At 34.9% G+C, this 22107-nt stretch carries 20 protein-coding genes; 10 read left to right on the forward strand and 10 right to left on the reverse strand.

What is annotated here, in order from left to right:
• Nucleotides 1-4: 4 nt before the first annotated feature.
• The 8 genes from clpX to ACFO3O_RS08525 form a co-directional block, all read right to left on the reverse strand.
• Nucleotides 5-1237, reverse strand: coding sequence for an ATP-dependent Clp protease ATP-binding subunit ClpX (gene clpX, locus ACFO3O_RS08490; protein WP_379978170.1), 1233 nt, complete (start codon nt 1235-1237; stop codon nt 5-7).
• Between the two features lie 55 nt (nt 1238-1292).
• Complete coding sequence (gene clpP / locus ACFO3O_RS08495) at nt 1293-1967, reverse strand: ATP-dependent Clp endopeptidase proteolytic subunit ClpP (RefSeq protein WP_379978171.1); 675 nt, start codon at nt 1965-1967, stop codon at nt 1293-1295.
• Nucleotides 1968-2057: 90 nt separating this feature from the next.
• On the reverse strand, nt 2058-3380 hold the full coding sequence (tig, locus tag ACFO3O_RS08500) for a trigger factor (RefSeq protein WP_379978172.1): 1323 nt from the start codon (nt 3378-3380) through the stop codon (nt 2058-2060).
• Between the two features lie 56 nt (nt 3381-3436).
• A complete protein-coding gene (locus ACFO3O_RS08505) occupies nt 3437-3802 on the reverse strand; it encodes a phage holin family protein (protein WP_379978332.1) in 366 nt (121 codons plus the stop codon).
• A 90-nt stretch (nt 3803-3892) separates the two neighbouring features.
• The gene (locus tag ACFO3O_RS08510; protein ID WP_379978173.1) at nt 3893-5437 is read right to left on the reverse strand and encodes a G-D-S-L family lipolytic protein; all 1545 of its coding nucleotides are present in this window, start codon (nt 5435-5437) and stop codon (nt 3893-3895) included.
• Nucleotides 5438-5451: 14 nt separating this feature from the next.
• A complete protein-coding gene (locus ACFO3O_RS08515; RefSeq protein WP_379978174.1) occupies nt 5452-6735 on the reverse strand; it encodes an OmpP1/FadL family transporter in 1284 nt (427 codons plus the stop codon).
• A 130-nt stretch (nt 6736-6865) separates the two neighbouring features.
• On the reverse strand, nt 6866-7633 hold the full coding sequence (locus tag ACFO3O_RS08520; protein WP_379978175.1) for an alpha/beta fold hydrolase: 768 nt from the start codon (nt 7631-7633) through the stop codon (nt 6866-6868).
• The gene (locus ACFO3O_RS08525; protein ID WP_379978176.1) at nt 7630-8346 is read right to left on the reverse strand and encodes a pyridoxine 5'-phosphate synthase; all 717 of its coding nucleotides are present in this window, start codon (nt 8344-8346) and stop codon (nt 7630-7632) included. The genes ACFO3O_RS08520 and ACFO3O_RS08525 overlap by 4 nt, the downstream gene beginning before the upstream one ends.
• Before the next feature lie 78 nt (nt 8347-8424).
• Here ACFO3O_RS08525 and ACFO3O_RS08530 point away from each other — a divergent pair, with 78 nt between their 5' ends.
• The 8 genes from ACFO3O_RS08530 (at nt 8425) to murI (ending at nt 16687) form a co-directional block, all read left to right on the forward strand.
• Nucleotides 8425-9081, forward strand: coding sequence for a CBS domain-containing protein (locus ACFO3O_RS08530; RefSeq protein WP_379978177.1), 657 nt, complete (start codon nt 8425-8427; stop codon nt 9079-9081).
• A gap of 4 nt (nt 9082-9085) precedes the next feature.
• Nucleotides 9086-9970 (forward strand): NAD kinase, encoded by an 885-nt coding sequence (locus ACFO3O_RS08535; protein ID WP_379978178.1) that lies wholly within the window; start codon nt 9086-9088, stop codon nt 9968-9970.
• Nucleotides 9971-10126: 156 nt separating this feature from the next.
• The gene (porG, locus tag ACFO3O_RS08540) at nt 10127-10810 is read left to right on the forward strand and encodes a type IX secretion system protein PorG (RefSeq protein WP_379978179.1); all 684 of its coding nucleotides are present in this window, start codon (nt 10127-10129) and stop codon (nt 10808-10810) included.
• A gap of 7 nt (nt 10811-10817) precedes the next feature.
• Nucleotides 10818-11558 carry an isoprenyl transferase gene (locus ACFO3O_RS08545; protein ID WP_379978180.1) on the forward strand — a complete coding sequence of 247 codons (741 nt, stop codon included), beginning with the start codon at nt 10818-10820 and terminating at the stop codon, nt 11556-11558.
• Entirely contained in the window at nt 11491-14154 is a 2664-nt protein-coding gene (gene bamA, locus ACFO3O_RS08550; protein ID WP_379978181.1) for an outer membrane protein assembly factor BamA, read from the forward strand. The genes ACFO3O_RS08545 and bamA overlap by 68 nt, the downstream gene beginning before the upstream one ends.
• A gap of 37 nt (nt 14155-14191) precedes the next feature.
• Nucleotides 14192-15205 carry an OmpH/Skp family outer membrane protein gene (locus tag ACFO3O_RS08555; protein ID WP_379978182.1) on the forward strand — a complete coding sequence of 338 codons (1014 nt, stop codon included), beginning with the start codon at nt 14192-14194 and terminating at the stop codon, nt 15203-15205.
• Between the two features lie 78 nt (nt 15206-15283).
• On the forward strand, nt 15284-15790 hold the full coding sequence (locus tag ACFO3O_RS08560; RefSeq protein ID WP_379978183.1) for an OmpH/Skp family outer membrane protein: 507 nt from the start codon (nt 15284-15286) through the stop codon (nt 15788-15790).
• A gap of 78 nt (nt 15791-15868) precedes the next feature.
• Entirely contained in the window at nt 15869-16687 is an 819-nt protein-coding gene (gene murI, locus ACFO3O_RS08565; protein WP_379978184.1) for a glutamate racemase, read from the forward strand.
• A gap of 3 nt (nt 16688-16690) precedes the next feature.
• Here murI and ACFO3O_RS08570 read toward each other — a convergent pair whose 3' ends face one another.
• Both ACFO3O_RS08570 and ACFO3O_RS08575 read right to left on the reverse strand, forming a co-directional pair.
• Nucleotides 16691-17428: a LytR/AlgR family response regulator transcription factor gene (locus ACFO3O_RS08570; RefSeq protein WP_379978185.1), complete on the reverse strand. Its 738-nt coding sequence runs from the start codon at nt 17426-17428 to the stop codon at nt 16691-16693.
• Nucleotides 17429-17430: 2 nt separating this feature from the next.
• A complete protein-coding gene (locus tag ACFO3O_RS08575; protein ID WP_379978186.1) occupies nt 17431-19626 on the reverse strand; it encodes a histidine kinase in 2196 nt (731 codons plus the stop codon).
• 210 nt (nt 19627-19836) lie between these two features.
• On the opposite strand from ACFO3O_RS08575, the gene ACFO3O_RS08580 reads away from it, so the two are divergent.
• Complete coding sequence (locus ACFO3O_RS08580; RefSeq protein WP_379978187.1) at nt 19837-21009, forward strand: VWA domain-containing protein; 1173 nt, start codon at nt 19837-19839, stop codon at nt 21007-21009.
• A gap of 167 nt (nt 21010-21176) precedes the next feature.
• A complete protein-coding gene (locus ACFO3O_RS08585; RefSeq protein ID WP_379978188.1) occupies nt 21177-22043 on the forward strand; it encodes an OmpA/MotB family protein in 867 nt (288 codons plus the stop codon).
• The last annotated feature ends 64 nt before the right edge of the window (nt 22044-22107 follow it).

Below are 22107 nucleotides of genomic sequence, written 5' to 3' on the forward strand. Positions count from 1 at the left end.
ACGCTTAAGAAACTGCTTTTAGTTTTTTAAGAGTAGATTTATTAAGTTTCCCTTCGGCATATTCTTTTGTGACTATTAGTTCTTTTTCTGAAGAACTAGGCATTTCAAACATAGCATCTGTGAGAATAGCTTCACATAAAGATCGTAAACCACGAGCGCCTAATTTATATTCTATCGCTTTTTCTACTAGATAATCCAGCGCACCATCTGTAATACTAAAATCAATATTATCCATAATAAATAGCTTTTTATACTGTTTTACTATGGCATTTTTTGGCTCTGTAAGAATCGCCCTTAATGTACCTTTATCTAGAGGATCCATGTGTGTTAACACGGGTAAGCGTCCTATGATTTCTGGGATAAGACCAAAGTCTTTCAAATCTTTAGGAATAATATACTTAAGCATATTATTTAGATCTACTGCATTTTCATTTTTACTAGCACTAAAGCCCATTGCTTGCATATTAAGACGTTTTGTAATATGTCTCTCTATACCGTCAAAAGCTCCTCCTGCGATAAATAAAATATGCTCTGTATTTACTTCTATAAATTTTTGATCTGGGTGTTTACGTCCTCCTTTGGGTGGCACATTTACAATTGTACCCTCTAAAAGTTTTAATAAAGCTTGCTGCACTCCTTCTCCACTTACATCTCTTGTAATAGAAGGGTTATCACTCTTACGAGCTATTTTATCAATCTCGTCTATAAAAACAATACCTCGTTGCGCTTTTTCTAGGTTATAATCTGCCGCTTGTAATAGACGCGTTAATATACTTTCTACATCTTCTCCTACATATCCAGCTTCTGTAAGGACCGTAGCATCTACAATAGCAAGAGGAACATTAAGCATTTTTGCTATAGTTTTAGCGATAAGCGTTTTTCCTGTACCTGTTTGCCCAACCATGACAATATTACTTTTCTGAATTTCGATATCGTCATCATCCTTTGGTTGTAATAAACGTTTATAGTGGTTATACACCGCAACTGCCATTACTTTCTTAGTATACTCTTGCCCTATCACATACTCATCTAGAAACGTTTTAATCTCTTGTGGTTTTTTGAGCATCAGATCGCTATCTAGCTCGTTGGTGTCAACATCTTTTGACTCTTCTACAACGATACCGTGTGCTTGCTCTATACAGCGATCACATATATGTGCATCTAATCCAGCAACAAGTAAGTTTGTTTCTGGTTTTTTTCTACCACAAAACGAGCATTCTAAATCTTCTTTCGCCATGTAAACTAACTATTATTAATGAATGGTACGCTTTCGCGAAAGCGTACCATCAGAATTAATCTCTTTTTAAAATCTCATCGATCATACCATACTCCAGTGCTTTATCAGCTTTCATCCAGTAATCACGGTCACTATCTTCATATACCTTGTCATACTCTTGTCCAGAGTGCTTTGCAATAATTCTATAAAGCTCTTCTTTTAAGATTAAGATTTCTCTAGCGGTAATTTCAATATCTGTCGCTTGTCCTTGAGCGCCACCCATGGGCTGGTGAATCATCACTCTAGAGTGTGGTAATCCGCTACGCTTTCCTTTTGTTCCTGCACATAATAACACAGCTCCCATAGAGGCAGCCATTCCTGTACAGATGGTTGCGACATCTGGCTTAATAAATTGCATCGTGTCATAAATACCTAATCCGGCGTATACACTTCCTCCTGGTGAGTTGATGTATATTTGAATATCTTTTACGGCATCAGTACTTTCTAGAAATAATAGCTGTGCCTGAACGATATTAGCCACTTGGTCATTAATCCCTGTACCTAGAAAGATAATACGATCCATCATTAAACGTGAGAATACATCAAATATAGCGATGTTCATCTGGCGTTCTTCAATAATATTTGGAGTAAGCCCCATAGGTGTTACGCTACTTATGATCTTGTCGTAATAGGTAGAACTTATCCCTTGATCTTTAATTGCAAAATTTTTAAATTCTTTTCCGTAGTCCATATAGTTTATTAATACGATTTTATATTACAAAAAAACGTTTTACTCCTAAAAGTAAAACGCCTTAAAGATACTTATTTATAGACAAGTATTCTAATTGTATACTTCCTTTACAAATTCGTCAAAAGTTACCTTCTTCGTTTTAAGGTTTACATTTTCCTTAAAGAAGGTAAGCATTTTTTGATTCATGAGTTGTTCAGAAAGTCTTTTTACCTCTTCTTTGTTGCCTAGAATACGTGCCGCAATGTCTTCTAACTCTTTATCTTCTGGGTTCATCTGACCGTATTGCATCATCTGCATTTTGATCATATCCTTAGTGTATCCTTTAAGTTCATCAAAGGTTACTTGTAGGTTATTCTCTTGAATGATTTTTCCTTCTATAAGTTGGTAACGCAATCCTTTTTCAGAACGGTTATACTCTTCTGTCGCTTCTTCTAAAGTCATTGGATTCTCTCCTGAAGACTGTATCCATTTTTGAAGAAACTCTGCTGGTAGATCAAATTTTGTTGCCTCAATAAGGTGCTCAGTTACGTTATTCATCAACTGCTGGTCACTTTGCTGCTGAAATTGTCTCCCCGCATCTTCTTTCATTTTCTCCTTAAGTTCCGTTACTGTTTTTACAGCATCTTTACCATATAACTTATCAAAAAGCTCTTGATCAAACTCAGCAAGTTCTCTTGAATTTATTTCAGATATAGTGAACGTAACTTCTGCATTCAGATCTTTTGCTTCATCTTCTGTTTTCTTAAATGCATTTTGATAACTAAATGCCTCGCTGAAAAGACCTTTTGTCTTTACTGTAATCACATCCCCTACTTTTGCTCCTATAAAAGCATCTACATTTTTCTTCCCCTTAAGTTGAGCAATCTCAAACGTAGCAGTATTATCTAACTCTATAGATTCATTTACAAACACACCAGTTACCTCACTATCCTTTGCAACTTCTTGCTGGGAAGTAAGTTTACCATATTGCTTTTGTATAGTTTTTAATTGATTGTCTATGGTTTTATCGTCAGCATAAATATCATAGGCTACAATCGCTTTTTTAGGCTTCAAGTTGATATCAAACTTGGGAGCCATCCCTAGTTCAAACTCAAAGCTAAAATCATCTACACTCCAATCAAAGTTTTCTTGATTTTTTGGAAGAGGATTACCTAAAACGTCTAGTTTTTCTTCAGAAAGAAATTTACTTAAGGCATCTTGCAATAATTTATTTACCTCATCTACGCGAACTGCCATTCCGTATTGTTTCTCAACAAGTCCCATAGGAACATGTCCTTTTCTAAATCCAGGAATATTTGCAGTCTTTCGGTAGTTCTTCAAAATAGAGACTACTTTATCTTGATAATCGTCTTTTGCAATATCTACTTTGATAATCGCATTAAGTTCGTCTATTTGCTCCTTTGTAATGTTCATTCTTCTCGTAATTTAAGGGCGCAAAAATACGTATTTTTTTACACCTCAACAATGTTTTAATTTCTTCTATTCAGTTGTTTCACATCTTCTTTGAGAAATTGAAATAAAATACTTTGGAATATACTCAGTAAAATACTAAAAAGTACGGCTATCCAAAAACCATTAATCTCAAAACCTTCAATAAAATAATCTGCTAATAAAATAAGCACCCCATTTATGACCAATAAGAAAAGTCCAAACGTAACCAAAGTAATAGGCAATGTAAGAATCACTAATATAGGCCTCACAATAAGTCTTAACAAAGACAATACAATAGCCACCCAAAGGGAAGTCATAAAGCCGTCTACAGAAACACCGGGTAATACATTTGCCAAAATGAGTACTGCAATAGTCGTTAATATAATTTTTAAAATAGATTTCATCATGGGTTTAACAAAGCAAATAGAATACCAAAAAAAAAGATGCACTTATTAGTGCATCTTTTAAGGTTTTTATATACAGTAGACTGTCATTTAGTCATTACTTATAGTTATAGAAGAGAAGTTTCCAATGTCTACTCCTGGTATATTAGCTCCATACTGAGCATTAATAGCATCTAAAAGAACATTTGCTGTAAAGGCATATCCTCTAGGGGTTGGGTGAACCCCATCAAGAGAAAAACCTCCTCCGGTAACAAATGTAGAGGTTAATACACCTCCATTGTATGCTACTCCTCCATTTGCTACTTGTTGTAAAGCTGTACGTGCATCAGCAAAAGCAAGTCCATTTGCACTAGCTATAGATTGAATAGTTGCATTATAAGATGTTTGCGCCACAGTAACTCTAGCTTGTTCAGCTACCGTTAATACGAACTGATCTGCTAACGGAACTGATACACCATTAATTAATGTAGGATCATTATTTACAGTTGTTCCTAATACCCCAGCAGCAGTAAGTGGTAATAAGTCTGCACTTGTTGCCTGACGTAACTGACCTAGTAAGTTTGCTGTAGCAGCATCTAAATTTACTGGTGGTCCTTGAAGGATAGCGCTCACATCTGTAAGATCATCGTCTGTCATAATAGGAAAGTTTGCTCCTTCAATAAAGTTGATCGTACGAGACGCTGCTTCTTCTGCTGTAATAACACCAAAATTAACAAGTGTTGGTAGTACTACGGTATTGTATAATCCAAAATTATCATTTAAAAATGCCGCTGTTGGCGCGTCTAAAGGAATAGATTGTGCAGGAACTGTTGTGAAAAATGGGATAGAAGTTACATCTGGAATATTAACTAAAACACCATCGGCACCATTAGCTACAAGAGCATCTACCATTTGAGAATACGCACCAGCAAATACATTAGGATCTGTAATATCATTACTCGCATATGTAGAAGGATCAAAGTTACCTGTTTGATCTACTCCAGATCCACCAGAAGTAGCATATCCTAAAATATCATTGTTACCTATCCAAAGAGAAAAGAAAGAAGGATTTTGAGCGACAGCGTCTCCAATGACAGTTGCATCTGGAGAAGAAGCAAATCTTACAAAGTAAGGGTTTGCACTTATTGGCATTGTTGTCAAACCTCCTATATTTCCATATCCTGGAAATAATAAATCAAAGCTTCTCGCTCCTGGCACACCAACATTATTAAAAGGTCCAGAAAGGATATTAGAAACTTCTGTTGTAGATGACTGACCTATAATAGCTGGACCTGGGTTTCCATTCTCATCTGTAGCAAGTACAAAACGAGGATTAAACCCTGGCAATTGATTTCCTCCTAAAAGAAGTCCACCTACATTATCATTCATAAGCGGTTGCGAAAATGAACCCCCACCCGCAAGCGCAAATTGCTGCGCCATAATGTTAGGATACGAATTTTCTTGTCCTGTTATGTATAATGTACCATCTGCAAATCCTGCAGTTAAAGAGTTTCCTATAGACACATAGTTAGAAAAATCTGCTTCTCCACTTGTGTAAAAATTATTCTCATCAATAGGGGTGTCAAATTCTGGCTCACAAGCCACAAACCCAAATCCTAATGCAAGAACTGCTATATATTTTATATAATTTTTCATTGCTGTTTTTTTATTTAAAGTTTATAACTCAATCCAATACCCGGTGCAAATGCACTTGACTTGTAAGTACCTCCAAAAGGCGCTGGCGTTCCATCTGTTTCTGTGAAAGCATCATAAGAAGCATCAATCTCTTTGAATCGTAAGTATAAGAAAGAAGCGTCTATAGAGAACTTATCATTGATGTTGTATGTAAATCCAGCAGTAAAGCCATTAGAATCATTACGAGGTGTTTCAGGAGCAAAAAATCCTGCTTGTACTGGTGACTCATCAAAGTAATATCCTGCTCTTAAATCAAATTTCTTTGATGGAGAAAACTGAGCTCCAAAACGGTATGTACTCGCATTTTTATAATTACGTGGATTTACAGACTCTAAAGCCACGGAACCATCTGTATTTAAAAATTCAAGATCTAAAGAATCATAAGCACTCCACTCTGCATAATTATAATCAAAAGCAAATAACCACTTTTCATTAGGACGGTATGAAAGACCCACAGTCCATTCTGCTGGTAAAGGCAACGATGCAGTAAAATCAAACGTTCCATTTGCAATTGGCGAAAGTGGCGAATTAGGAAGGTTTGCAAATTCTGCTTCTCCATCTCCAGCTTCTACCTCTACATCGATCAATGAGCGGTAGTTAAATCCTAACTTCCACTTATCTTGATTATCTAAATTAAGCATAGCACCCACTGTCCAACCAAACTCCACGATACCGCCTGCATCTATCGTTACATTAGATCTGTTACCATCTAAATCTGTTAAATTCCTGCTTAAGTTACGATTAAAGTTTACAGAGCCTATGGCAAGAATAGGTCCTCCGCCAATACTAAATCTATCTTCTACTACTTCCCATGAAAATGATGGTTGAACGTAGATTGCTTGTAATTCTATATTATTCACAAGATGTGATCCAGCCCAATCTGTAGGATACTCTACAGTACTCCCATAAGGAGTATATACTGCAAGACCTAATGCAAATTTTTCAGTTAATTTATAACTTGCATACAAATACAATGGTGTACCTACTGGACTATCTGTTTGTGATGTTTGTCCAAATTGCTCATTTTGGAATGCCACATCCGAAAAAACACCAAATCCTCCTACAGAGATATTCAATTTATTTTCTAAGTGAACTAATCCTGCAGGGTTAAAAAATGCCAACTCTGCATTATTCACTACTGCAACTCCTGTATGTCCCATAGCCAATGCTCTGTTACCCTGAAGACTCACACGGTATCCACCAGCATAAGTAACAGCACAAACTAGCATAAGTACGAATACACTTACTACTTTTTTCATATAATTAATTTAGGTTAAGATTTAATAATGTTTTCTCAATAGAAAGCACACAAAAATAGGATATTTTTAAGTTTTTACAATTTATTAACGCACTTTATTATGCATACATAGTAAAATTTTCAGATTTCAGTTATAAGAATGCCATTACTTCGGCATAAAATTGTGTAGGATTCTCAGCATGTAACCAATGGCCTGCCCCAGGGATTGTTACTAATTTTGCTTTCGCGAAAGCGGAAAAAATCGTATTTTCATCTTCATCAAGAATATAATTGGAAGCACCACCTCTTATAAACAAGGTAGGCTTTTCAAAATGATGATTAGGAGGTAATGCCTCACCAATACGTTCAATTTGATTTGTTAAGACAGGAAGATTCACTCTAAGACCCAACATTCCTTTCTCAACCCAATAGAGATTTTTTAATAAAAATAAACGCACTCCAACGTCCTTAATATATTTTGACAAAAAGGCATCTGCTTCTTTTCTTCCTTTTAAAGCTTCTTTATTGTTAGATAATGCAGATAGCCCTTCGAGTATGGTTTGATGATGTTGAGGGTAAAATTTGGGTGCAATATCTGCTATGATCAGTTTTGAAACTAATTCTGCGTACATAGTTGCAAAAAGCATAGCTGTCTTACCTCCCATAGAATGACCTATTACATTTATAGAGGAGAGTCCTTTTTCTTTACAATACGCCTTAAGATCATTTGCCATAAGTTCATAGTTAAATTCTTCACTATGAAAACTCCGTCCATGATTGCGCTGATCTACAAGGTGTACTTCATATCCTTGTTCTGCAAATTGCCTAGCAAGTGTTTTCCAATTATCACCCATACCCAGGAAGCCATGTAAAATAATGAGCGGTTTTCCCTCTCCTATGATATTAGCGTGCAAAATCATGAACTTAATTTTTTAAGATATTGCGCAATAACACGTTCAAAACCTTCGTATAATGCTTCTGAAATCAGTGCATGCCCTATAGACACTTCTAATAAATCGGGAATACTGTTTTTAAAATACTCAATATTTTCTAAGGAAAGGTCGTGCCCTGCATTGATCCCTAATCCTAATTCACTTGCAACAAAGGCACTATCGATGTAAGGACGAATAGCTTCTTCTTTATTTGTGGGATACAATGTTGCATAACTTTCTGTATATAATTCTATACGATCTGTTCCTGTCGCTTTTGCACCCTCTATCATCTTTTGTACTGGATCTATAAATATAGACGTACGTATTCCTTGACTTTTAAAAGTAGCTATGACTTCTTGCAAAAATGATTTGTGTTTTATGGTGTCCCATCCTGCATTACTCGTAATGGCATCTACAGCATCTGGAACTAACGTTACTTGTGTAGGCTTTACTTCTAATACAAGGTCTATAAATTTTTGAACTGGATTTCCTTCTATATTAAACTCAGTAGAGACTACTTTTTTTAAATCGCGGGCATCTTGATATCGAATATGTCGCTCATCAGGTCTTGGATGAATAGTGATTCCTTGTGCTCCAAATTTTTCAAGATCCATAGAAACTTGAACTAAATTTGGTACATTTCCTCCACGTGCATTACGAAGGGTTGCTATTTTATTTACGTTTACACTTAATTTTGTCATGCTAAAATGGTATAAATTTTGAATACAAAAATACGAAGACCCTATCGCTAGCCGAGTTATTTTTCATTATTTTGCAATATGAATATTACAGATTTTATAATTAACGATATCAAACCTGTTTCTGAAAAGGATCCCATAGGTGATGTACAAACGATCTTTAGCCAGACAACACTCTCCCATGTCCCTATCCATAGAGATTCTATATATGTAGGATGCCTCGCTGAAAACGACACGCATTGCTACGATGCAGCTTGTGTCATTTCTGATTATTCACATGCATATGAACATTTTTTTGTTAGATATGAAACAAACTGGCTAGATATACTTGAAACATTTGCTCAAAATAGTGCTAATATCATGCCTGTACTTGATGAGAATAACACCTACATTGGTTATTACGAACTAGCAGATGTTATGAATTTCTTTAACAACACTCCATTTATAAGTGAACCTGGGAGTGTAGTGATTATAGAAAAAGGGATACAAGACTACTCTTTTAGTGAGATAAGTCAGATTGTAGAATCTAATGATGGTAAGATGTGGGGGGGCTTTATTTCTAAAATTGAAAATGATGTTGCTCAAATCTCAATTAAAATTGGGCGTTCTAATTTTAATGACATCCTTGCGGCATTTAGAAGATACAGTTACAATGTTGTGTCTAGTCATCATGAGGACACTTTTATCAAAAATCTAAGAGAACGTTCTGAATACCTTGAAAAATATCTAAATATATAAGTCCATGAAAATAGGCATTTATGGTCAGTTTTATCATCAAGAAGCAGCACAGTATGTGCAACATTTGCTAGATATTTTAGATAAAAAGAAGATAGAAGTTATTATTGAAAAGAATTTTCTAAATCTTATTCACGAACACGAAGCTATTGACAAGAATTATAGACACTTTAGCACGTTTGAAGAACTAGACACAAGTTATGATTTGTTTTTTAGTATAGGAGGAGATGGCACTATACTTAAAACTGTAACATATATAAGAGATCTTTCAATTCCGATAGTAGGAATTAATACAGGAAGATTAGGTTTTTTAGCCACTATCAAGAAAAAAAAGATTTCCGATTCGATTGAAAAAATACTTGCGGGTCATTATACAATATCTAAACGAAGTTTATTAGAGGTAACAATAGATAATGATGCGACTATTTTTGGAGATATTAATTTTGCACTCAATGAAATTGTAGTAAGCCGTAAAAACACTACATCTATGATTTCTATAGCGACACATCTAAATGGAGAGTCACTTACTAATTATTGGGCAGATGGACTTATCGTTTCTACACCCACTGGCTCCACTGGATATTCATTAAGCTGCGGAGGACCTGTTATCATACCTCATACATCTAGTCTTATTCTTACCCCTATAGCGCCTCACAATTTGAACGCAAGACCTCTTGTTATACCAGATGACACTATAATAACTTTGAAGGTATCTGGTAGAGAAAAACAACATTTAATTTCATTAGACTCAAGAATAGCCACTTTAGACAACGAAACAACCATTACTTTGAAAAAAGCGTCATTTGCCATACACTTAATTAATTTGGAAGGTGAAAGCTTTTTAAAAACTCTAAGAGAAAAACTACTTTGGGGAGAAGATAAACGTAACTAGGCAATAATTTTCAATAAACATTGTTAACTCTGTGTGTAGTGAAGACACATTTTTGACACTCTTTTAACTAAAAGAGTTACATCTCAAAGATCATTATTTTGATAGAATGGCCTCCACACGCACATTATTGTTATATTTGCAAACTTTTACAGCTATATGAGGTATTTGACGATTGTAATAATCGCCATGTTTTTAGGCTTTAACGCTCAAGCGCAAACGTACGAAGTAGGTTTGTATGCTGGAGGGTCAAATTTTATAGGAGATGTTGGATCAACAAGTTACATTGCTCCAAACTCCCCTGTCATAGGTGGTATTTTTAAATGGAATCGTAGTACGAGACATTCTTTTAGATTTACTGCGCTTTTCACACAATTAGAGAGCGCAGATTCACAAAGTGATGAATCAAGAAGACAACTTCGAGGGTATTCTTTTAAAAATAGCGTAAAAGAAGTTTCATTAGGTCTAGAATATACATTCTGGGATTTTGATATGTTTAATGATAGAAATCCTTCTACACCCTATTTATATACAGGGTTTACATATTTTAATCACGATGAGCTAGCCCTTAATGGCAACAATGTTCAGAAAACTGGTACCTCCTGGGATTTTGCAATCCCTATGGTTCTAGGATACAAAGCTGTGATTGGCGGAAAATTTGTACTTGCTTTTGAAGTAGGAGCAAGATATGCCTTAACAGACAACCTAGATGGCAGTGCTCCTGAAGAGGATGCCAACGGAACATTACGTTTTGGAAATATAAATAATGATGACTGGTATATGTTTACAGGATTTACCTTGACTTATACCTTTGGACGCAAACCATGTTTTTGCGCATTCTAATAATGAGATGGACGTTTTAGATCAAATTAACCGCGATAAATTACCCCGACACATTGCTGTGATTATGGATGGTAATGGTCGTTGGGCAAAAAAACAAGGGTTACTGCGAGCTGCCGGTCATAAAAAAGGTACACAAGCGGTAAGGGAGACTGTAGAAGGATGTGCCGAAATTGGCATTGAATATCTAACCCTTTATGCATTTTCTACCGAAAATTGGAATCGCCCGAAAAATGAAGTAGATGTTTTGATGAATTTACTCGTATCTTCCTTAAAAAAGGAAATCAAAACACTTCAAAAGAATGATGTTTCTTTAAGAGCCATAGGTAATATTGAAACATTACCTAAGAAAGCCCAGAAAGAGCTAAGAGAAGTCATACAACAAACTAAAGATAACAAAAGATTAAGAGTTACATTGGCCTTAAGCTATGGAGCTCGTGAAGAAATTCTTAAAACCGTAAAAGAAATAAGTCTTAAAGTTAAAAATAACATAATTTCTACTGATGAAATTGATGAGTCTTATATTAATAAGCATCTTTACACCCATGACATGCCAGATGTTGATTTACTAATAAGAACAAGTGGAGAACAACGTGTGAGTAATTTTTTATTATGGCAAATAGCATATGCAGAGTTTTACTTTACAGATGTATTATGGCCTGATTTTAAGAAAACAGATTTACATGAAGCTATTTACAATTACCAGAAAAGAGAACGAAGATTTGGAAAGACAAGTGAACAAATTAAATAACTTAATAAATCAGAGCTTGATATTAAAAAAAATTACTTTTGTACTACTATTATTAACAACTATAGTTGCACAAGCTCAGAGAGATTTACCTCTAGATCCTGAAGTTAAGTACGAGATCGGTAATATTACGGTAACAGGGACTTCCACCTATAACGAAAACACAGTAATCACTTTTACTGGTTTACGCGCTGGAGAACGTTTATATCTGCCAGGAGAGAAAATAAGTAATGTTATAAAAAAATTATGGGATCTAGAATTATTCTCAGATATTAATTTATACGTAACAGATATAAGGGGTGATGTTGTTGACCTTCAACTTGACATTAAAGAAGTTCCTGAACTTAATGAAATTAAGTTCAAGGGAATTAAAGAAAAGAAAGGAACTACTTTCATCAAAGATAATGGCTTAAACAAAGGTGCTAAAGTCACCGAAAACCTTATCACAACTACAAAAAACTACATTGAAAATACCTACAAGAAAAAAGGATATTTTAATGCTAAAACTTTTATAAATGTAATTCCAAAAGAGGACTCTACATCAAAAAATAAAGTGAATCTAGTTGTCAATATTGATAAGGGCTCTAGAGTAAAAATAGATAAGATTATATTTGAAGGAAGCGAAAAGCTAAAAGCAAAGAAACTTAGGAACGCTATGAAAAATACGAAGAGAAAAAACTTCTTTCGTATCTATAAACGTTCCAAATACATACAATCTGATTATGAAGATGACAAAAAATCTGTCATCAATAAATATAAAGAAAATGGATATCGAGATGCACGCATCATATCAGATACCATCATAAAAAATGATAATGATGATATCACGATAAAACTAAAGATTGAAGAAGGAAAGAAATACTATATAGGAGATATAGATTTTATAGGAAATACAGTATTCTCTGACGCTACACTCTTAAGACGTTTAGGATTGAAGAAAGGAGATACTTATAATGGAGTCTTATTAAAAGAACGTGTACAAAAAGAAGGAGATCCTGATGCAGATGACCTTGCAAACCTATATCAAAACAATGGCTATTTATTTTCGAACATCAATGCCGTAGAAACAGGCGTAGATCAAGACACCATTAATTTTGAAGTTCGAATTTCTGAAGGTAAACTTGCTTATTTTAATAGAATAGAGGTCAAAGGAAATGACAAAACAAAAGATAAAGTTATTTACAGAGAACTTCTTACAAGACCAGGACAGCAATATAGTAAACAAGCAGTTGTAACGACCATTCGTAGGTTAGGTCAGCTTGGTTTCTTTGATCCACAACAATTGACTCCTGAGTTTAAAAACTTTGATCAAATAGGAGGTACTGTAGATTTAGAATACAATGTTGTAGAACAAGGCGCAAGTCAGATAGAACTACAAGGTGGTTTTGGTGGAGGTGGTTTTGTAGGTACCCTAGGATTATCCTTTAATAACTTCTCTATTCAGAATATATTCAAAAAAGAAGCATATAAACCTTTACCAATGGGTGACGGACAGCGTTTTTCATTAAGAGCGCAAGCGAGTCAGTTTTTCCAAACGTATAGTATCTCTCTTACAGATCCTTGGTTTGGAGGTAAAAAACCCGTACAGTTATCGGTATCCCTATCGCATACTATACAATTTCAATTTAACAACAATGCAACCAGCGCAAGAGATCGAGTAAATAGGGATAGTAAAAACATCATCACAGGAGGATCGATTGGTTTAGCAAAACGTTTATCTTGGCCAGACAGAGACTTTACACTCTCACACGCTATTAGTTATCAGAATTTCAACTTAGTTAATTTTAATACAGGACTATTTACTTTTGGAAATGGTTCTTCTAAAAACTTAGGATATACTATAGGGCTTAGTAGAAACAATACAGCTAACAATCCAATATTCCCAATATCTGGGTCAGAATGGAGTATTACAGCAAAGTTAACTCCTCCCTATTCACTATTTAATAATGTAGACTATAAAGCGTTGGCTGAGGACAGAGTAGTTGCACTAGAAAATCAAGATTCAAATGCACTAGCAGAGATAGATCAAGAGCGATTTAATTTTCTAGAATTTTACAAAGTAAAATTTAATGGAAAATGGTATACAAGTCTTCCTGCTAAATTTGTATTGCAATCTAACCTTGAATTTGGTTGGTTAGGTGCCTATAACAACGATAGAGGTATCCCACCGTTTGAACGTTTCTTCTTAGGAGGAGATGGACTAGGAGGTTTTGCACTAGATGGACGTGAGATCATCCGTTTAAGAGGATATCCTAACCAATCTGTAACGCCATTAGATAGGGGAGCAGCAACTACAGCAAACAATAATGATGGGGCTACCATTTATAATAAATTTAGTTTAGAACTTCGTTATCCTATAACATTTAGCCAAGCTGCAACCATCTACACACTAGCTTTTGTTGAAGGAGGAGCCACCTATGACAATTTTAGGGACTATAATCCGTTTCAATTGAATAGATCTGCTGGTGCAGGAATTCGTATATTTATGCCTGCCTTTGGATTATTAGGGCTGGATTTCGGATATGGATTTGATCCTATCCCAGGGCTGATACAGCCTAACGGATGGGAAACGCACTTTATCATTGGACAGCAGTTTTAATTTTGGCACGATTATTTCTAACGCTATTATAACCAATATGAAAACAAAAGTTTTTTTCTTTTTTGCATCACTTTTTTTTGTGAGCCTTGTTGCTCAAGCACAACGAGGTATCCGTGTAGGCTATATTAATATGGACTACATCCTTGAAAATGTTCCTGAATACCAAGAAGCATCTTCTCAACTAGATTCAAAAGTTAAAAAGTGGAAGAGCGAAATTGAAAAAAAAATAAGTGAGATCGAAGAAATGAAAAAGCAATTACAAAATGAACGTGTATTGCTTACCAAAGAGCTTATAGAAGAGCGTGAAGAAGAAATCACTTATGAAGAAGAACAAATTTTTGAATATCAACAAAAACGCTTTGGTCCAGGAGGAGATTTAGCTATACAAAAACGCCAATTAATAGAACCAATACAAGATCAAGTTTTTAATTCTGTACAAGAAATTTCAAAAAACAAAAAATTTGATGTTGTTTTAAGAAAGTCTGAAGCTGGAATATTATATGTGGCAGATCGCTTAGATATAAGTGACCAAGTTTTAAGAAGCATCACGAGATCTGCAAAGCGTAAACAAATAAACAATAAAAAAGAAGAAGATTCTTTTGACAGAGATGAAGCAAAAACGGTAGAGCAAGATAAAGCAACACAAGAGCGCCAAAAAGCAATAGACGACAAGAAAGCAGAGCGAGAAGCTTTAATAGAAGAAAAAGCAAAACAACGACAAGAAGAAAAAGATGCGCGCAATAAAGCTTTTGAAGAAAGAAGACAACGTATTTTAGAAGAACGACAAAAAAGAAAAGATTCCATAGACGCTTTAAAAGCAGCCAGAGCAGAAGCATCTGGCAGAAGCACAGGAAATGAAACAGCAGAAGAGAAAAAAGCAAAACAACAACAACTTATAGAAGCACGTCAAAAAAGAAAAGACTCTATCCTAGCAGAACGTCAAAAGAAAAAAGATGCGCTATTAGCAGAACGCCAGAGAAAAAAAGATTCTGTTTTAGAATCCCGAAAGAAAAAAACAGATAGTATTCCAAATCCTCCAAAAAGAAGATGATCATAGTTGGAGGTATTTTATAACCCAATATTTTATAACTATAACACACTTAACTTTAATTAGATTACAATGAAACACATGAAAAAAGTATTCGTAGCCATAGCTCTAGTAATAGGAATGACTAGCGCCATACAAGCTCAAGAATCAAAAATTGCGCATATTAACACGCAAGAGTTAGTAGAAGCAATGCCTAGCTATGTAGCCGCAAATGCTGAACTGGAAAAAGCTCAAAAATCATATGCAGCACAGTTACAAGAAATGAAAGCTGAACTTCAGAAAACATCTGAAAGATACGGTCGTGAAGTGGCAACACAAACTGATGAGACCAATATTGCTCGTCAAAGAGAAGTACAAGAAACTATGCAGCAAATTAATGCATACGAGCAAAATGCATACACAAAGCTACGTCAGCAAGAGCAAGAGTTATTAAAACCTATCCTCGAGAAAGCCCGTGTAACAATTCAAAAAGTGGCTAGAGCAAAAGGATTTCTATTTGTTCTTGACTCAACACCTGGAGCTGCGGGAGTAATCATGGCAGATGGATACGATCTTATGAAAGATGTAAAAGCAGATTTAGGCATCTAATACATTACTAGTAGTTCGCTTAAAGCGAAAGTTTATAAAAACTGCCTTCAATAGAAGGCAGTTTTTTATTTTAGCCCTATGCAAAAGGATCAATACATCGGTGTGTTTGACAGCGGAATAGGAGGTATTTCTATATGGAAAGAAATTATTCAATTACTATCCCTAGAATCTACCATCTATTTAGCTGATAGTAAAAATGCTCCCTACGGAGAAAAATCTCAAGATGAGATCACCCAATTATGTATTAAAAACACTGAAAAACTTATAGCATTAGGCGCAAAGATTATTGTAGTGGCTTGCAATACCGCTACAACAAACTCCATCGATTATTTAAGAGCTAACTACCCTATCCAATTCATTGGAATAGAACCCGCCATTAAACCTGCGGCCTTGCAATCTAAAAGTAAAAGTATCGGTATCCTAGCAACCAAAGGAACACTCAACAGCCGCCTGTTTTCAAGTACTTCAAAACGATACACACAAGAAATTAAAACTATAGAAGTGATAGGCACAGGACTAGTTCCTTTAATTGAGCAAGGAAAAATAAACAGTCCTGAAACTAGGGCATTACTCACTACCTATCTAGCTCCTATGATCGAGGCTAATATTGATTATCTCGTCTTAGGATGCAGTCACTACCCTTTTCTTCTTCCCATACTCAAAGAATTATTACCAAGCCAGGTATCCATTATTGACTCTGGAGAGGCGGTCGCAAGACAAACAAAAGCAATATTAGAGCAAAAAAAAATAATACGCACAGAAATTACTCAGCCTGCAAAGCATTACATTTATTCTAATGGCACTATTGATATACTTGAAGATATCATAGTCCGCTTTCGCGAAAGCGAACAAATCCCTCTTAAAACAGTTATTCAAGTAGCTTATAAAGACTTTTGAAACTTATTTGAAGTACGCCAGCAAGTTTGCTTTTTGAGAGGCAGAAACCATCACCTCTTTCCCCGAACTTAATACCACAGTGCCGCCTTTACCTTTTCGGTAGCCAGTCACTTCATTAATATTGACTAAATATGACTTATGCACTCTCGCAAATCCAAAGTCTGTTAAAGCATCTTGAAAATACTTAAGGGTTTTACTAACTAGTTTTTTTCCTCCTCCTGTGAGGAATATTTGGGTGTAATTATCATCGGCCTGGCAGTATAAAATAGAAGCGGCTTCCAGTACTTCAAAACCATCTTGCACCGGAATCGTTATTTTACCTTGCTTGTCAGAGCTAAATGCAGTAAGAACTTTATCTTCTAATGCATTTTCTTTTTCTTTAATCTGGACTACATAATCTACTGCTTTTATGAGTTCGTCTATAGAAATTGGCTTTAATAAATAATAAGAGGCATGTGTATTTAACGCCTCTATCGCATACTGATTATAGGCAGTAACAAAGACGGTCTCAAAACTACGATCTCCTACTTGCTCTAATAGATCAAATGCGTTTCCATGTGGCATTTCCACATCCAAGAAAACTAAATCTAAGGTTTGATTGCGAATCAGACTAAGTCCTTCTTCTATATTGGAAGCTTCGCCAACAAGCTCAATTTTAGGACAGTATTTCTGAAGATAATTACGTAAAATATCTCTACTCACTTCTTCATCTTCTACAATAATTGTTTTAAGGGTTTGCATGGTTAGTCCTTTTTTAGTGTTAGCGTTACTTTAGTTCCTTCTCCGGTTTCAAAAACATCTGTAATAGCGACATCTACCCGATCTCCATACATTTCATTAAGTATAGCGATACGCTTCTTGATATTCCCCATTCCTTTAGATTTCTGCTTTTTCTGATTATCTGTTTTCATGGTCTTACTGCGCTCTCTTCCTACTCCATTATCTGTTACAGTAATAACGGCGGTTTGATCATCTTTTTGACTAAAATGGATATGTAACAATCCTTTTTCTTCTTTATATCTCATGCCGTGCCATACTGCATTCTCAACATAGGGTTGTAATAGCATTGGAGGTATTTGAAACTCGTCTATATCAAGGTCTTTGTCTACTGTGAGTGTATAATCAAATTTATCTTTAAATCTGAAATGCTCTAGCATTGTATATTTTTTAATGAGTTCTATCTCACTTGAAAGTGGTATAAAATCTTCTTCACTGTTTTCTAGTACAGATCTCATAAGACTCGAAAAATCAGAAAGATATTTATTTGCAGTACGCTCATCATTAGTAGCAATAAAACTATTGACAGAGTTAAGTGCATTAAATATAAAGTGAGGGTTCATTTGAGACCGAAGCCCTTTAAGGGCTAATAAATTATTAGCATATTTCTGCCTTTTTGAACTACGATACATAGCTAATGCTGCAATAAGAAGTGAAAGAGCAACTATAAGTAAAGATCCGATAATCAATCGGTTTGTATTAGTGCGCTCATCAATTATTTTTTGTTTTTCAAAAGCTAGATCATAACGCTCTTCATTGAGCTCTCTATCTTTTTCAAGACTTAAGATTCGATTTTGTTTTTCAGCTACAATTTTTCCAAGTCGTGCTGCAGATGCTAATTCTTGTTCTTTCACAACATATCCCTGATCTACAAGCGATTTGTAACGCTCATAACTCTCTGCTGCTTTATCAAAGTCTTCTTTGTCTCTATACAGCTCTGAAAGTCGTCTAGTAGCATCTTTTTCGACGACAAGGTCATTTTTGTTGATCGCTTCATCTATACTTTTTTCAAAAAAAGGAATAGCTTCGTCTAGCTTTCTTTGATCTACATAAGCACTAGCGATTTTATAATTTTGTTTCTGAGGAGTAAGTATATCATCATTTGAAATAGAATCTGTATTTACCTTACTTAACCCTTCTAATACTTCTTTACGAAGTTTTATTTCCTCGTCAAATTGTCTCCTAGAATTGTAATAATCGGCTACTTTCACCTTAGATCTTACAGTACTCTCAGAGTTTTCTTTACTAGATAAATCCAACGCTTTGTTATAAGAACTGACCGCTTTCTGACCATTTCCGATCAAATCATAAGACGCTGCTATTTTCGTGTTTAATCTAGTCGCAACAGATACTAGATTAGCGTCTGTTGCGATATGTTCTGCTTTAGTATATTGTTCAATTGCTTTAGTGTAATCTGCTGTTGCCTTATAGGTATCTCCTAAACCCTCGACTACACTTAAGCTTTCCTGAAAAGACAACTCTTTTTTAGACAAGACCTTATAGAGGTCAATACTTTCTTGATAATTTTTATTATTAAAATAAGCCTTAGCTAATTTTATATCTACAGAAATTTTGTATTCGCTTTTTAAGCTTGATGTATAATTAGCAATTGCCAAGTCATATTGTTTCCAATGCGTATTAATATCAGCTAATAATTCATATGCGATAGCTCTCTCAGATTCACTAATAGTTTTTATCTCTAGCGCTAATGCAATATTATCAATTCCTTCTGACACATCTTGTTTATATACGGCTCTTGCTTTTTGAACATAATCATTAAAGCTTTGCTTGGGTATTTCTGAACCCTCAGAGTCATCTAGTACCACAGGATTAGATAATGAGTGGACTTCAACTCGAATACGCTGATTATCTTTTATCGTATAATATTGAGTTGCAAAGTCTGTGCTTCGTATCACAAGTTCATCCCCAATTCGTGCGCGGATTCTAAACTCTCCGTCATATCCCGTTGTCGTATAATTGCCTCCCGTAATTTCAACATTAACTCTAGGAACGGGTGCCATTGTTTCTATATCAATAACACTACCACGTACGGTGACTTCTGGGCCTTTATTATCTGGTAATGAAGTCCTGTCTTGCCCATAAATATTCGTGCAAATGAGTATTAATAGTATTGTATAAAATGTAGTAAACACCTTTTTCATAAGACCAAACTTAGTGCAAAAATGCTACACCAAAAAATGATGATTTTAGATGTGTCGTACAAAAGATGCTTTTTGAGGTCTCGAAAATAAATCTCACTCACTCTAGAGCATATTTTACTCATTAAAAAGAAGTATTCACTCATTTTGAATTTTTATCCTCTTTTGATGCCTTTAGATTTACATCATATTCATCAAAATACACAAACGACTATGAAGACTGTATCCATTTTACTAACATCATTATTTGTACTATCCTCTTATTTTTATACAACACCTGTGATTACGGGGAAAAATCAAAAAAGATTACACGCACCTAAAAGTACAATTGTTACCCATCTAGAACCAGAGACAAACGTCATTAGAGTTGCGCTTCTATTAGACACTTCTAATAGTATGGATGGACTCATAGACCAAGCAAAAGCACAATTATGGGAACTCGTAAATGAATTATCATATGCAAAATGTGGATCAAAAGATAAGCCTTCTTTGCAAATCGCTTTATATGAATATGGAAATGACGGGCTTAATGCCAGAGAGGGTTTTATAAGACAAGTAAATGCTTTTAGTAATGACCTTGATGAGATCTCAAAAAACTTATTTGGCCTCACAACTAACGGAGGAAATGAATATTGTGGAAAAGTAATTCAAGTATCGTTAGACCAATTAAATTGGGGAATTCAAAAAAATGATCTCAATCTTATTTTTATAGCAGGTAACGAACCATTTGATCAGGGACCTGTTCGTTATCAAGATGCTTCTGTAAATGCGTGTGAAAAAGATGTCACCATTAATACTATATTTTGTGGAGATTACAACACAGGTGCCCGCACTCATTGGAAAGATGGAGCAGAATCTGCAAAAGGAAATTACATTGCTATTAATCACGACAAGCGAACGGTGCATATACCGTCTCCTTATGATCAAGCTATTTTAGAAAAAAATAAAGCGTTAAATAACACCTACATTGGATATGGTAGACTCGCAGAAGATAAAATGGCATTACAGTCACAACAAGATGATAACGCAAGTGAATACGGAGCAGCAAATGCAGTAAAAAGAGCAGTAAGTAAAAGTTCTCATTTTTATAAAAATAGTAGCTGGGACTTAGTTGATGCAGAAAAAGAAGAAGGATTCAGTTACGAAAAGTTAGATGAAAAAGATCTTCCTGAAGAACTTAAAGGTAAATCTACATCTGAAATGAAAGTCTACATCGCCACAAAAAGAAAAGAAAGAGAAGCCATACAGAAAGAAATAGCACAACTTAATAGCCAACGTATATCTTATGTAGCAGCACAAACTAAAAAAGATGATAATCAATTACGAAATGCTATGATAGAAGCGATCAAGACACAAGCTAAACGAAAGAATTATACATGGGAATAACAGACACTTATTACCTTACAACTATAAAAAAGCGTATACAAATGAGTGTACGCTTTTAACTTTTAGAAAAATTAAAAAAACCAAACCTACTAGTAGTAACGTATATAAAAACATAACGATAAAAGCTACCTATTACACGTAGTGAAACCATTTAAACCCAAATTGAAATGAAAAAAACGTTTTTAATTATCTCGATGACTGCTTTATTGCTTATTTCTTGTGTCTCAAAAAAGAAGTTTGTAGCGCTCCAGTCAGAGTATGACACAACCAAAGTCACACTTTCAAAAACTCAAGTAGAAAAAGAAGCACTAGAAAATAAGTACGGAGCTATTCAAGCGCGTGTTACAGAGTATAATTCTAAAATTAATTCTTTAAAAGATATTAATAACCAACTTACAGTTTCTAACGATCAAAAATTAGACAGAACAAACAATGGAGCTGTTATATCTAATGACGTTAAAAAGCAAATGACAGAAACATTAAAAAATGTTAATCAAGCAGAACTTGCAAAAGCAATCACATTAGAAGACTCTATGAATCTAGCTTTGTCATACAACTTAAAGCGAAATCTTGATCAGGGTGTCACAGACAACATGGAAAGTGATGATATCTCAATAGATATAGATGAAACTGTTGTGATGATTTCTATTTCTGACAAGTTATTATTCAAGTCAGGAAGTTATAAAGTAAACAAAGAAGCAGATGCATTGCTAAAAAGAATTGCCGATGTTGTCAACTCAGAACCTGCTATAGAAGTAATGGTAGAAGGACATACAGATGATCAAACGATAAAACCAGGTGCCTATGTAAGGGATAACTGGGAATTAAGTGTAGAACGAGCTACAGCTATCATTAGAGAGTTACAAAACAACTATCAAGTAGACCCTTCAAAATTGATTGCCGCCGGAAGGAGCAGCTATATGCCGATAGTGCCCAACGATAGTGAAGAGCATCGATCTATAAATCGAAGAACACGTATTATCATTTTACCTAATCTTGATAAGTTCCTAGCTCTTATGGCTTCAAAAGAATAGTCATAAAATGGGTATAAATAGTAAGCCCGTTTGTTATTATAACAAACGGGTTTACTTATTTTAT

The organism is Dokdonia ponticola (assembly GCF_042653865.1).
Taxonomy (GTDB): Bacteria; Bacteroidota; Bacteroidia; order Flavobacteriales; family Flavobacteriaceae; genus Dokdonia; species Dokdonia ponticola.